The sequence below is a fragment of the Nocardia sp. NBC_00511 genome (assembly GCF_045161165.1).
Classification (GTDB): domain Bacteria; phylum Actinomycetota; class Actinomycetes; order Mycobacteriales; family Mycobacteriaceae; genus Nocardia.
Map to the genome: position 1 here is coordinate 2391208 of NZ_CP107849.1, position 13279 is coordinate 2404486.

The following is a 13279-nucleotide window of genomic DNA, read 5'->3' on the forward strand; positions in this document are numbered from 1 at the left end:
CGAAGTAATCGATAAATGGTTGGGTACGTTGCGTCGATGCGTAGTCGACGTTTTGTGAAATGTTGTCGTGTCTGTCGGCACGCACATGTTGCCACGGCAAACCTGAACCGCGCAACGGAACGCAAAAATCAACGGCCGCAAAGGGATCGGAGCGCCGGGCTCAGTCCGGGAGGATCGGAACCGACAGCCCCTCACCCCGCCGCAGCAGGGCCGCCCGGGTGACGGTTCCCGCGCCGAAGCGGTCACGCAGCGCGTCCAGGGTCGAGTCGAGAGTGGCGTCCGCGCGTGGTTCGAACGGCAGCGACAACTGCATGGTGTCGGCGTTGTCCAAATTGGTCAGCGACAGCCCGACCAGCGTGATGCCGCGCTCGTGAATCAGGGTCTGTGCGTCGGTCAGCAGAGTCCGGGCGGCGCGCAGGATCACCGCGCTGCTGTCGGTGGCCTCGGCCAGCGTGTGTGAACGCGAGGCGCGTCCGAAATCGTCGAACCGCAAGCGCAACACCACGGTTCGGCACACGCGCTCGGCACGGCGCAGGCGATGGCCGAGGCGGTCGGACAGGCCGTGCAGGAAGGCTTCGATCTCGTCGTCGGTGCGGTGGCGGCGGCCGAGTGCCCGCTGTGCGCCGATCGAGCGCCGTCGTTTCCCGGTGTCCACCCGGCGTGGATCGCGCGCCCACGACAGGGCGTGCAGGTGCCGTCCGGTCGCGGGTCCGAGCACCGCCGCGAGCGGTCCTTCTCCGAGTTCGGCTAGCTGGCCCACCTTGGTGATCCCGCGCTCGTGCAGTTCCCGCGCGGTCACCGCTCCCACGCCCCACAGTCGCTCCACCGGCAACGGATGCAGGAATTCCAGCTCCTTGTCCGGCGGAACCTCCAGCAGCCCATCGGGTTTGGAGACCGCGCTGGCCACCTTGGCCAGAAACTTGGTGCGTGCCACGCCCACCGAGATCGGCAACCCCACCTGTTCGCGCACTCGCGCGCGCAGTTCCCGTGCGATGTCGACCGGGGTCCCCGCGATGCGCCACAGTCCGGCGACATCCAGAAACGCCTCGTCGATGGAGATCCCCTCCACCTCGGGTGTGGTGTCCCGGAAGATCTCGAACACCGCCTTGCTCGCCTGCGCGTATGCCGCCATTCGCGGCGGCACCAGGATCGCGTTCGGGCACAACGCCATTGCCTGTCGCACGTTCATGGGGGTGCGAACCCCGTACGCCTTCGCCTCGTAACTGGCCGCGAGGATGACGCCGCCTCCGACGAGCACTGCCCGCCCGCGAAGTCGCGGATTGTCGCGCTGTTCCACCGAGGCGTAGAAGGAGTCCAGGTCAGCGTGCAGAATGGCCGCGCGTTCGGGCCGCGCGCGAGAACTGTTCGGACCACTGGACACGAACATATGTTCGCATACCCGCCGGTCTGTTGTCTTGGGACTCCCGACCTCAGCCCGCGAGCCTGCCGCGCAATTCGATCGATATCTGTGCGGCGTCCAGGTTCATCAGGGCGTTCGCGAGTACTTCCGCATCGAACGTGCCGGCGTCGCGTTCGTCGAGCAGGGCCGCTCGCTGAGCATCGATCACGGCAAGTCGGTGCTTCTTGGCGAAGGCAAAGGTCTGCTGGGTGGGCTCGCCCTCGGGATGTGGTGGTTCGGGGACCGCTTCGGCGGTCGACCTGAGCAGTTCCATCAGCCGGGTGTGCTCGGCGGTGATCTGCGCGTCGACGACGTCCTGATCGGCCCGGTCCGGCACGAGCTTCAGCAGCGGCCCGATGGTGCCACCTTGAATCAGCAGGGAAAGCATCGCGACCGAGAAGGCGATGAGTATCAGCACCGACCGCAGCGGCGTGTCCTCGGGCAGGGTTTGCGCGGCGGCCACGGTCACCGCGCCGCGCATGCCCGCCCACACCACGGCCGCCCCCTCCCGCCATCCCAGCGGTTCGCGCAGAAAGTACTCGATATTGGCCAGGCCCTGCGTGATTCGAGTCGCGAACCGGTCGAGTTGGCGTTCGGACATCCCACCCCGACGTCGCGCCTGCGCTTCCTCGAACATCTCCTGCTTGCCCTCGGGCGTGCTCATCTTGTCGTGCATGTCCTGGATTCGCGGTTGCATGGCCTCTCCGTGGCGGGCGCGCCAGGCCAGAATGCTCAGCAGCGGACCCACATACACCGCGCGCACCAGCAGGGTCAGCGCCAATGCGCCCAGGGCGATGAGCACCGACATCCCGACCGCGCCGTGATCGTGCTGGACGCTCGTGACAATCGAGCGGATCTGCACCCCCATGGTCAGGAACACCGTGCCCTCGAGCACGAGTTCGATGGTGCGCCAGTTCTGCGAGTCCGAGAGCCGGTTGCGGGGCGAAAGATCGCGCGGCGCACGGATTCCGGTCATGATCCCCGCGACCACCGCTGCCACCAGGCCCGACGCGCCCAGCGCCTCGGCAGGCACCGACGCCACGAACGGCACCGCGAACGAGATCACGGTATTCACGGTCGAATCGGTGACCCGCTTGCGCACCGCCAGGTTCAACCAGCCCACGAACCACCCGACAGCCACCGCCGCCACCACCGAATACACGAACGTGGCCACCGACCCCCAGAACGAAAACGATGCCGCCGTAGCGACAATCGCGGTGCGCAGCAACACCAATGCGGTCGCGTCATTGAGCAAACTCTCGCCATCGAGCATCGCCACCACACGCTTCGACACCGACGTCTGCTTGATGATCGAAGTCGCCACCGCATCGGTCGGACTCACGATCGCCCCCAGCGCCACACCCCACGCGAACCCGAGATCCGGCAACACCACCATGAAGAACACACCGAGCACCAGCGCACTGGCCACCACCAACAACACCGACAAACTACTGATCGCCCCGAACTCCCGCCGAAAGTTCATGGCAGGCATGGACACCGCCGACGAATACAACAGCGGTGGCAACACCCCTTCGAGAATCCATTCCGGCTCGATATGCACCGAACCGAACATCGGCATGAAACTCGCCCCCACCCCGATCGCCACCAACACCAGCGGCGACGCAATCCCCAACCGCGGCCCCAACTCGGTCGAAGCAGCGATCACCAGCAGCGCACTAACCATCACGACCAGAAGTTGGGTCACGGGAAACAGACTGGCATCCACTGCGGCCGAATGCCGCGATCGACGCAGCGGTTTTCGGGACGGTATCGCCTCCAGGGTTCGAGGGTTCCGGGGTGATCGGTGAGCGAGGAGGATCAGGTCGTTGGCGGCCCGGTCATCGACTCGACGTCGGCGCGGACCGTCCCGGCAAGGATCGCCCGCAGCCCTGCCGTGAATCGCCGGTCGCGATCACCGGTCACTGTCGACCGGATATCGCCCGCCGCGTTGATCCGGGTCCCGTGGTCATCCAGGCTCTCCAGCAACGATTCCCACTCACCGGATCGTTCGAGCTCGAGATAGGCCTGCTCGTCGATGACGAATCCGATCGTATGAGAACGCAATACGGCCACCAGGTCGCCCGGCTCGAACTCCGGCAATGCGACGCCCTGTACCAACCGCATCAACGTAGCCGACAGCTTCAGTGTCGCCGCGAACGGTGAATACGAGCCCGCGACGATCCGCCCGCCATCGCGGAATCCGAGCATCGCCGCCCGCATCCGCTCGCAACAGGTGATCACCTGCGCCACGGTGGGCCGATCCAGCTCGAGATCGGAGAAGTCGATCGTCGCGTAGATGGCATCGGACATGGCCCGCTGCAGATCCCTGCGGTCGCGCACATGCTTGTACAGCGCGCCGGGGGTCACCTCTGCCGCGATCGCCAGCCGCCGCATGGTGAGCGCTTCCAATCCGTTGTCCGCAACGTATCGGTGCGCGATGGCCACCAGTCGGTCACGGGTCAATCCACGTTTGACCATTGAGCAAGAGCCTAGCCGCGAACCCGTGGGCCCTCGTGAACCGGTGATGCTGGCGCTGATCCACAGCCTCTACGCAAGTCGTTGCGTGGCAGCCGCTTCGACCCGCCGCGATTGACAGTTCCGGAGGGTGTCTCTAAATTCCGTCTGGTGAACAATGTTTACCAGACGGGTGTGGTGATCGCCGGAGCCGGCCCTACAGGGCTGTGGCTCGCCTGCGAATTACGGATCGCCGGAGTGGAAGTGGTGCTGCTGGACGCGCTTTCCGAACGCTCGGGACAGTCCCGCGCCGGTGGGATCGGGCCGCGCACCATGGAAGTGCTCGACCAGCGCGGGCTGCTCGACCGGGTCTTGCCGCACGGACGGCAGCTGCTGTTCGGGCATTTTGCCGGTCTACCAATGAATTTCAGCGACTTCGCCACCCGCTATCCGCGCGGATTGGCTATCACCCAGGGGGTCCTCGAAAGCCGACTCGACTGCTGCGCAGCCGAACTCGGGGCTCCCGTGCACTGGGATTCACCGGTCGTTGCGGCGGAACAGGACGCGGACGGTATCACCGTCGAGATCGGAGGCGGCGATCCTCGTCGGGTTCGAGCGGGCTACCTCATCGGCTGCGACGGTGGCCGCAGTACGGTGCGCAAGCTGGCCGGAATCGAGTTCACCGGAACCGAGGCGACCATGCTCGGGATGGTCGCCGACGTCGAATTGACTCGACCACCTGCGGGTTTCGTATTGACCACCCGCGGCGGACCCGGTGACTACTCGGTCTTCGAACTTCAGCCCGGCGTGTTCCGGGTCATGGTCCAGCGCCACGATCGCGTCCTGGACCATGCCGATCGACCCGACGTCGAGGACCTGCGCGAATCCTTCCGTCTGGTGGCCGGAACGGACTTCGGAATGCACTCGCCGCGCTGGGTATCCCAGTTCGGTGATGCCGCTCGACTGGCGGACACCTATCGATCTGGACGGATACTGCTCGCCGGAGACGCCGCGCATGTTCACTATCCGGCAGGCGGCCAGGGCCTGAACACCGGAATCCAGGACGCGGCCAATCTCGGCTGGAAGCTAGCCCAGGTGCTGCGCGGTACCGCCGCGAGCGGGCTGCTCGACAGCTACGAGGCCGAGCGGCGTCCGGTCGCCGCGCGCGTGCTGCGAAACACCAAGGCGCAGACCGCGCTGATGCGGCCGGGTCCGCACACCGATGCACTGCGCACCACGCTGGCCGGGTTGTTCGACATCGACGAGGTGCGCGAGCGGATCGGACACATGATGTTCGCGTTGGATATTCGCTACGACGTCGGATGCGGTCATCCACTGGCCGGATATCGGGTGCCCGATATGGACCTGACCGTCGCGGGCAGGCCGAGCCAGGTATTCGAACTCATGCATGCCGGACGTCCGGTTCTGCTGTCACTCAACGGGTATCGACTCCGGGGCTACGAAGGGGAGCGCCGGGTCGAGCAGGTCGAGGCGCGGTGCGCCTCGGGACAGTGGTCGATTCCGGGGCTCGGTGACATTCCGGCCCCGGCTGCGGTACTCATCCGCCCCGACGGGCACATGGCCTGGGCGGGTGATGGAAACGGCACTGCCGGGCTGGCCGCTGCGTTGGACGCTTGGTGCGGTCAGCCCGGCAGGGAGCCGGAATCTCAGTGAGCCGGGACCGTCAGGTCGTAGACGGCCAGGTCACCGATGTGGCGGGTGACCGTGTAGTGGGCCGAGACCCAGTCGAGGATCTCCTTGTTGCCGGCCGGGCGGAAGAGGCCGCGGTTCGGGTCGGCGGGGAGGGTTTGCGGTGCACCGGGTTTGGTGTCGGTGCGCCACGAGTCGGGCAGATGGACCTCGGGGACCAGGTAGTAGCCGATTTCGCGCTTGGCGACCATGTCCTGGAACTGGGGGAGGGTCGGTACGGGGTCGTCGGAGGTGAAGCCGCCGATCGCGAGAACCGGTTTGCGGCTGGCCAATTCCATGCCCGCCGCGGGGGAGGAGCGGTCGATGGCTGCGGCCCACTTGGTGTCGGTGGACTGCAGCAGGGTGACCATCTGCGGGTCGACTTCGCCGCCGAAGAGCTTCTCGAGCTGCTTGCGGAACACGTCGGCGGGTCCGGGCTTGGGTTTGCGCGCGGGACCGACGGATGGGCCGCCGCCGGTGTGCGACTGCGGCAGCGTGGCCACCGCGTAGGCCGACGAACCGGCCAGGCCGGCGAGCACGCCGATGGCCAGCAGCAAGGCGGTCGCCCGGCTGCGGGTCCGATCCCAGCGCGCGGCGGGCGGCAGTGCCAGCAGCATCAGGCCCAGCGCGGCGACCGCGGCGACGATCACGATGGTCCAGCGCAGCCAGGGCAGCCAGTCGGCGTTGCGGTGCAGCACAACGTAACCCCAGATGCCCGCGGTGAGGATCACCAGCGCGCCCCCGACCCGGCCGAACGCGTCGGCCCGTCGCCGCCACAGTTCGTGCAGGCCGATCGCGAAGCAGGCGGCGATCGCGGGCGCGATGGTCAGCGTGTAGTAGGCGTGCATGCCGGACTTCATGGTCGTGAACAGCACCGTGTCGATGATCATCCACAGCCCGAACACCAATGCCCCGCCGCGTACCAGATCGGTGCGCGGGCGCCGCCAACGCGAGACCAGCACCAGCAGGAAAGCGACTCCGGCGGCGGGCAGCAGCCACGAGATCTCGAAGCCGATCTCACCGGTGAACATGCGCGTCGGCCCGTTGCCGAAACCACCGAATCCGGCGCCGAAACTCTGCTCGACCACCTTCGGGATCGCGTAACCGTCGGGCAGTTCGAAAGGGTTCTTGCCCATATGGTTCTTGCCCAGATACCGCGCGAACCCGTTGTAGCCCAGCACCAGATCCATGAACGTGTTGTCCTTGGATCCGGCCAGATACGGCCGCGACGACTCCGGCCACAGAATGGTCAGCAGCACATACCAACCCGAGGACACGATCAACGCCACCAGCGCGGCCAGTGAATGCAGCACCCGGTTGCGCAGCGAAGTCGGCGCGACGATCAGATACGCCAACCCGAGCGCGGGCAGCACCATCAGACCCTCGAGCATCTTGGCCAGGAACGCGAATCCCAGTGCGACACCGGCCCACATGATCCACTTCAGACTGGCCTGCTCCAACGCGCGCACCGTGAAGTAGGCGGCCGCGGTCATCAGCAGCACCATCGCGGCATCCGGGTTGTTGAACCGGAACATCAAGGCCACCACCGGAGTCAGCGCGAACACCAGCCCGGCCAGCAGGCCCGCCCCGCGACTCGACGTGACCCGGGTGACCGCGCCGTACATCAGCGCGACCGCGGCGACGGCCATGAATGCCTGCGGTGCAAGCATGCTCGCACTGCTGAAGCCGAACAGCTGCCCGGAAACGCCCATCACCCACTGGGATACGGGCGGCTTGTCGACGGTGATGAAGTTGTTGGGATCCAGCGACCCGAACAGGGTCGCCTTCCAGCTCACCGATCCGGACCAGGCGGCCGCGGCGTAGAAGCTGTTGCCCATCCCGTTGACGGTGATGTTCCACAGGTAGGCGACGGCGGTGGCGATCAGCAGCAGGGCCAGCGCGGCGCGCTCCCAGCGGCGGGCGGGTGGCAGACCTCCCGGGGTGTCGACGGACGGGATGTCCGGTTCGGACGGGGCCAGCTCGGCATCGGCAGTGGTCACGGTCACTCGGCGGAGTGTGTCGGGCCAGGCGGTGAGTAGCCTGGCTCCTGCCTGGGAGCTGGCTGTGAATGGAGTTCTCCCTATGCTGGTCGAATGAGCCCTGCGACGACAGCCCTGGTGCGCATCGATCCCGACCTGGACGCGGTGACCACCGTCGGGCCCGAGGACGAACCGGCGGCGGCAGGTGTGTCGGCGGCGGCAGTGGATGCGATCTGGCAGTCGGTGCAGCAGTGGTATCTCCTCGGGACCACGCCCGCCATTCAGGTGTGCCTGCGCCGGGACGGCAAGATCGTGCTCAACCGCGCCATCGGCTACGGCTGGGGCAATGCGCCCTCGGATGAACCGGGCGTCGAGAAGCGGCTGGTGACAACCGAATCGCCGTTCTGCGGATTCTCCACGGCCAAGGGCGTCGCGGCCGCGGTCATGATGATGCTGGTCGAGCAGGGTGCGTTCGCGCTGGAAGAGCCCGTCTCCCGGTATGTTCCGGAGTTCGCCGCGCACGGCAAGGACCGCATCCGCATCGGCGACGTGCTCTCGCATTCGGCGGGCGTGCCGTTCATCTCCGCGCCCTACCGTGGCACCGAGCTGGTGCTCGACGAGGAGCTCGCGGTGCGCGGCCTGTCCGATCTGGAACCGAGTTGGCGGCCCGGCCTTTTCCGCGTCTACCACGCCCTCACCGGCGGGCTGATCCAGCGTCTGCTGGTGCAGCGCGCCACCGGCAAACGCATGCGCGACCATCTGCGCGAGCAGGTTCTGGACCCACTCGGCTTCCGCTGGACCAACTTCGGAGTCGCTCCCGAGGACGTGGACGCCGTCGTCCCGAGTGTGCGGGTCGGGCCCGGACCGTCGAAGGTGTGGCGTCACCTCGCGGGACGAGCCCTCGGCGGCGGGCTGTCCGGACGCACGACCGAAGCGGATACCCGGGCGTTCATGACCGCTGAGCTGCCGTCCGGCAACCTGATCACCACCGCCTTCGAGCTGTCGCGCTTCTACGAGATCCTCGCGCGCGGTGGCGAACTCGACGGCGTCCGCATCATGCGCCCCGACACGATCCACACCGCGGTCCGCCCCGCGCCCTGGATTCCCGGTGCCGCCGGACTGGTCTCGATCGCCGGGTACGAACTCGGTGCCCGCCGCTCCAAGTTCGGCCGCCACACCGAATCCCATTTCGGCCGCAGCGGTCTCACCACGCAGTACGGCTGGGCCGATCCGGCGCGCTCGCTCTCCGGCGCGATCCTCACCAGCGGCAAGGCGCAGGCCGACATGAACCGCCCGTCGCAGTTGGTCGCTCAGATCTCCGAGGCGACAGCCCGCTAGAACTCATCCCGGCGAGATGGACCACCCGCCAGATTCATCGCAGAACATGATGCAGCCCGCCGGTAACCCTCGCTCCGGCAACACATTCGCCGATGGCGGTGCGCTGCACAGGATCACGCAGGAGTCCCCGGGTAGCCCGGTGCCCACCTGCGGATAGTTCGGATCCTGATAGCCGCTCAACGCGATCGCCGGCAGCACCGCCACCGCGACAATCCCACCCCCGAACCCACCGAACAGGAACATGTCCTGGTCGTGCCCAGCCCGATGATCGGTAAACCGGATGCAAGGGCACTGTCCCACATCTGGCCGACCCGGCCATTTTCACACCAGCCCTCGCGCCGCGAGCTCATCGGGCATCCGAGGGTGTCGCAGTACGGCCTGCCAGACCCGCTCCCACGGAAACTGCTCGTGGATTTCGGCCCCCATACCCGGATCCGGCTGCCGATCAACGAGCATGCTCACACCCCAATCGGATAGCTTCCGAATCGAGTCCTGATGCGCGGGAAACTTGATCAGCGCCGCATTCATCATCGGCGCGGCCGCCACCGGCAACCCCATCCCCACAGCCTCGACCAGCATTGCCAACGGCAGCGTATCGGCGATCCCACAAGCCCACTTCGCCAACGAATTCCCCGTCAACGGAGCAACGATCATGGCATCGGCAGGCGGCAACACATCAGGAGTCCCCGGCTCCTTGAACACGCTGCGCACGGTATGCCCCGTCTGCGCCTCCAACGCTCCGACATCGATGAACCGCATCCCGTCGGGTGAGGCGACAACGCATACGTCCCACCCGACACCCTGTGCGAGGCCAACCAGTCGTCCCACGAACTTCGCCGCAGGCGAACCGGTGACCATGGCGTACAAGACCGGCACTCCTCGATCGTTCATCGCTCTATCGTGCCGTGTCGCTGCCCCCACCGGGCGTACGTCTGTTCAGGACTCACTGTGATGACATCGACTCGTCCCACGAGATCATCCGGGACCTGCCCGCCGTCGAAGTGGCTTGCGGCAGGAACGATCACCGCCTCGGCATCCAGCCGTGTTGCCTGCGCTTTGAGCGCCGCCAGCGGTGGACGGTTCGATCTCGGTTCGAAGATGACCATTCCGGCGAAGTCGTATCCCAGGCGCGCGGCGAGGGTACGAATCTGGGTCTCGTCCCAAAGTTGCGCCTGCCGGGACACATCCGTTCGCAAATAGCCCAGGGCTGTCGGTCGGATTCGCATGGTTGCAGAGTGCGGCGGTACGCGACTGCGAACTGGCACAACATGTGCCATCCTCGGGATCAGGGGAAGAGTGGAATTGAGGCCGTGATGGTCGATGATTCAGCCGGTGTCGGCGAGCGCGTGGCGCAGGCTCGGAAGTTGAAAGGCTGGTCGCAGGCGCGGCTCGCTCTGGAGTCGCATCTTTCCGTCTCGTTGATCAGCAAGGTGGAGGGTGGGCGGCGCGCGGCCACCGGTGCATTCGTCGCCGCTTGCGCTACCGCACTGCACACTTCATCGGCCGAACTGCTCGGGCAGCCGTACAAGCCGACAACTTCCGAAGACCGAGAGCTGCACGCGGCCATCGCGTTGGTGCGCACCGAGCTGGCCGCTTGGGACATGGATGCGCCAGGTATCGAGGCGCGGTCGGTCCCGGAGTTGACCGAAGCGGTGCTCGCCACCCGGAAGTTCCGCCGTGACGCGGCCGCGTCCAAGCTCGCAGTGGTCCTGCCCCCATTGCTGACGGAAGTCCGTGCCCTCGTTCACAACAGCACCGGCCACGGCCGCGAGCAGGCGACCGCATTGCTGGCCGAGCTGTACTACAACGCGCGATCTTTGGCGCACAAGCTCGGCTTCCAGGACCTCGCCGCACTGGCGGTCGATCGAATGACCTGGGCCGCAAACGAATCCGGTGATCCCCTGTGGATCGCAGCATCGCAGTTCCATCGCGCGACGCTGCTCACCAACGGCGGCGATTGGAGGACGGCCCAGGCCTACCTGGAACGCTGCCGGTCCCAGATCGAGGACCGTCTCGGCATCGGCGACGAGTCGACCCTGATCGCTTGGGGCGGTCTGCATCTACAGTCCGGTCTCGCTGCCGCCCGCGCCGGTGCCCGGGATCTGGCCGACACACACCTCGCGGAGGCCGTGACCACCGCGGCACGTATCGGCCATGACCGAGACGAGATTCTCGTGTTCGGTCCGACCAACGCCGGAATCTGGTCCGTCGCACTGGCCGTCGAGATGATGGACGGTGCCGAAGCGATCCGCCGATCAGCCAACCTGCACATCCCAACCGGAACGCCTCGCTCTCGATCCGGTCATCACCAGATCGATCTCGCTCGCGCGTATCAGCTGCACGGCAACCGTCAGGGCGTTATGGAATCACTGTTCGCCGCTCGCGCCCTGGCACCGTCGATGGTCCGGTATCACCCGATGGTGCACGAAACCGTCCGGGTACTGGCCCGCGACGACGCCCGCCGCTCGGACAGTGTGCGCGGATTCGCGGCTTGGCTCGGGCTGGGAAACCTCTGACGCTGGTCGTCAGGTGCGAGAAGCGACGTGTTCGTCTTCTGCGGCGTAATCGAAGGAAGACGCGAAGAAGTCCTGGTCGATTCTTGGCAGCCGCCAGGTGCCGTCTTCGTCTGCCACTGCGGATGCGGCCAGCCAGTCGAGTTGTGGGGCAACGGTTGTGGCGTAGTCGCCGAGTGGGCGGTAGCCGAGGTTCGTGGCTTCGGTCATGTCGAGGATGATCGGTGGGCGGGCGTCCCAGGGGTGGCGGCCCAATTCAGGGTCGGCCTCGTTGTCGAGCAGGAGTTCGGTCCAGTGGTGGTCGAGGTGGCGGGCGATGGTCGCGGCGATCTCGCGGCCTGTCGGTGCGTTCGGGTCTGCGCTGTTCAGGATTCGGCGACCCGGGTTCGCTGCGACGGTAGAGATGAGGGCGGCGAGGTTGACTGCGGCTGTTGGGTGGTCGATGCCGAGGCCTTGGCCGGCTAGCAGGACCGTCTTTCGGCGGTCGAGCACTCGTTTGACGAAGTGCCATTCGCGGGGACGCTGACCACCGACGCCGTGCACCTTGGACGGCCGCAGCACTGTCACAGGTGCGCCGCTGTCGAGCAGGATCCGCTCTGCGGCAACCTTGTTGGCGCCGTATCCGTCCCGAGTGGTGTAGTCACCGTTCCCGGGAGCCAACGTTCTGTCGTCCTCCCGGATCGGGGCCGGAAATTCGGGCGGGGCGGCGGAATTCGAGTGACGGCCGTTGTCGTCGACGTAGACGGCCTTGCTCGAGATCATCACCGTTGAATCGGCGTCCCGCGCGAACGGGAGTAGTTGCCGGGCGTGTTCGGCGGTGAAGCACAGGCAGTCGACCAGTAGGTCGGCGCCATCGCCGTAGGCAGCGGCCAGTTGGGCACGATCATTGCGATCTGCCGGGATGAATCGTGCACCGGCGGCAGTGAGTTCGGCGGGCATCCGCGTGCTGTCTCGCCCGACCAAGTCGACTGTCCACCCGTCCGTGAGCAGTCGATGGGCGACCGCAGTGCCGATCACGCCGGTCCCGCCGAGCACAAGCATCCGAGGCACGACCACCACACTATCGGCGACGCACTAGTCCTTCGGTTCGACTCGGCTGCGCCGCTATGGCTTCGCGGCGATCAGAACTTCCAGAGTCACTGGCTCGAGAAGGATTCCGCTCGGTTCTGCGGCGGTCAGTGCCTGGCCGACTTCCGCTTCGAAGTCGGCACGACGGTTGCCGAGTAGTCGTCGCAGTGGCAGCGAGGTCGAGTAGAGGTAGCCGATGGCCTGTTCTCGGGTCCAGACCCGGTCGAATTCGTAGGCGATTCGTTCGACGCGTGGGAATGGGGAGTGGGTCAGGACCTGCTCGTGGGTCCGGGTGTCGGCGTGGTCCGGAAGAGATGGAGGTGCCGAATCCCTTGGGAGATAGCGGGCCTGGACGGCTTCGATGGCTTGTTGCCAGGCCGTGGCAGGTCGGATCATGCAGCTGTCGTTGGCCAGGACGACTGTGCTGTTCTTGTCCGTCATGCGGCCCAGCGCGGTCAGGACCTTTTCGCGATCCATCCAATGGAACGACCGCCCCATGGTGACGAGCTGGAACTTGCCGAGCTGGGCGGGGAGGTCTGTCGAACTGGCTTGGATCCACGTCGCATTGGTGATTCCGGCGGAGTGGGCACCATTAGCGGCCTCGAGAAGCATGTCGGGTTCGGGGTCCAGGCCTACGGCTTCGATGAAGTGCGGAGCCAGTGGAATGGTGAGTTGACCGGTGCCGCAACCGAGATCGAGTAGTCGGCCGGATTTGTCGGGCCGCAGTCGGTTCAGGATGTCGTCGAAGAACTGCTGCGGATAGCCCGGCTGGTAGCGCGCGTAGTGCCAGGCGGTTCCTGCGAACAAGCCTGGCGGCGGGGGACTGCTCATGGTGTCCG

12 protein-coding genes are annotated in these 13279 nt (G+C 66.3%); 3 read left to right on the forward strand and 9 right to left on the reverse strand.

The genetic code is table 11. The features are described 5' to 3' along the window. Positions 1–160 precede the first annotated feature (160 nt). From dinB to OG300_RS11390, 3 genes are all read right to left on the reverse strand, one after another. Entirely contained in the window at positions 161–1387 is a 1227-nt protein-coding gene (gene dinB, locus OG300_RS11380; protein WP_405494931.1) for a DNA polymerase IV, read from the reverse strand. Positions 1388–1430: 43 nt separating this feature from the next. Then, positions 1431–3104, reverse strand: a complete 1674-nt coding sequence (locus OG300_RS11385; protein ID WP_405494933.1) for a cation:proton antiporter — start codon at positions 3102–3104, stop codon at positions 1431–1433. Positions 3105–3217: 113 nt separating this feature from the next. Beyond that, positions 3218–3877, reverse strand: a complete 660-nt coding sequence (locus OG300_RS11390; RefSeq protein ID WP_405494935.1) for a TetR/AcrR family transcriptional regulator — start codon at positions 3875–3877, stop codon at positions 3218–3220. A gap of 147 nt (positions 3878–4024) precedes the next feature. Here OG300_RS11390 and OG300_RS11395 point away from each other — a divergent pair, with 147 nt between their 5' ends. Further along, a complete protein-coding gene (locus tag OG300_RS11395; protein ID WP_405494937.1) occupies positions 4025–5527 on the forward strand; it encodes an FAD-dependent monooxygenase in 1503 nt (500 codons plus the stop codon). Here the strand turns inward: OG300_RS11395 and OG300_RS11400 are convergent. Further along, positions 5521–7548, reverse strand: a complete 2028-nt coding sequence (locus OG300_RS11400; RefSeq protein ID WP_405494939.1) for an ArnT family glycosyltransferase — start codon at positions 7546–7548, stop codon at positions 5521–5523. The two genes, OG300_RS11395 and OG300_RS11400, sit on opposite strands and share 7 nt — an antisense overlap. Before the next feature lie 87 nt (positions 7549–7635). Here OG300_RS11400 and OG300_RS11405 point away from each other — a divergent pair, with 87 nt between their 5' ends. Beyond that, positions 7636–8859: a serine hydrolase domain-containing protein gene (locus OG300_RS11405; RefSeq protein ID WP_405494941.1), complete on the forward strand. Its 1224-nt coding sequence runs from the start codon at positions 7636–7638 to the stop codon at positions 8857–8859. A gap of 3 nt (positions 8860–8862) precedes the next feature. Here OG300_RS11405 and OG300_RS11410 read toward each other — a convergent pair whose 3' ends face one another. The 3 genes from OG300_RS11410 to OG300_RS11420 all read right to left on the reverse strand — a co-directional run bounded on the left by OG300_RS11410 (position 8863) and on the right by OG300_RS11420 (position 10085). Next, positions 8863–9063, reverse strand: a complete 201-nt coding sequence (locus OG300_RS11410; RefSeq protein WP_405494943.1) for a hypothetical protein — start codon at positions 9061–9063, stop codon at positions 8863–8865. Positions 9064–9180: 117 nt separating this feature from the next. After that, positions 9181–9717 (reverse strand): flavoprotein, encoded by a 537-nt coding sequence (locus tag OG300_RS11415; RefSeq protein WP_405498526.1) that lies wholly within the window; start codon positions 9715–9717, stop codon positions 9181–9183. A 29-nt stretch (positions 9718–9746) separates the two neighbouring features. Then, the gene (locus OG300_RS11420) at positions 9747–10085 is read right to left on the reverse strand and encodes a hypothetical protein (RefSeq protein ID WP_405494945.1); all 339 of its coding nucleotides are present in this window, start codon (positions 10083–10085) and stop codon (positions 9747–9749) included. 87 nt (positions 10086–10172) lie between these two features. Between OG300_RS11420 and OG300_RS11425 the strand changes: the two genes are divergently transcribed. After that, on the forward strand, positions 10173–11375 hold the full coding sequence (locus OG300_RS11425; protein ID WP_405494947.1) for a helix-turn-helix domain-containing protein: 1203 nt from the start codon (positions 10173–10175) through the stop codon (positions 11373–11375). A 9-nt stretch (positions 11376–11384) separates the two neighbouring features. Here the strand turns inward: OG300_RS11425 and OG300_RS11430 are convergent, their stop codons facing one another. Both OG300_RS11430 and OG300_RS11435 read right to left on the reverse strand, forming a co-directional pair. Beyond that, the gene (locus tag OG300_RS11430) at positions 11385–12413 is read right to left on the reverse strand and encodes an NAD-dependent epimerase/dehydratase family protein (RefSeq protein WP_405498527.1); all 1029 of its coding nucleotides are present in this window, start codon (positions 12411–12413) and stop codon (positions 11385–11387) included. Positions 12414–12476: 63 nt separating this feature from the next. After that, positions 12477–13271, reverse strand: coding sequence for a class I SAM-dependent methyltransferase (locus OG300_RS11435; protein WP_405494949.1), 795 nt, complete (start codon positions 13269–13271; stop codon positions 12477–12479). Between the last annotated feature and the right edge of the window lie 8 nt (positions 13272–13279).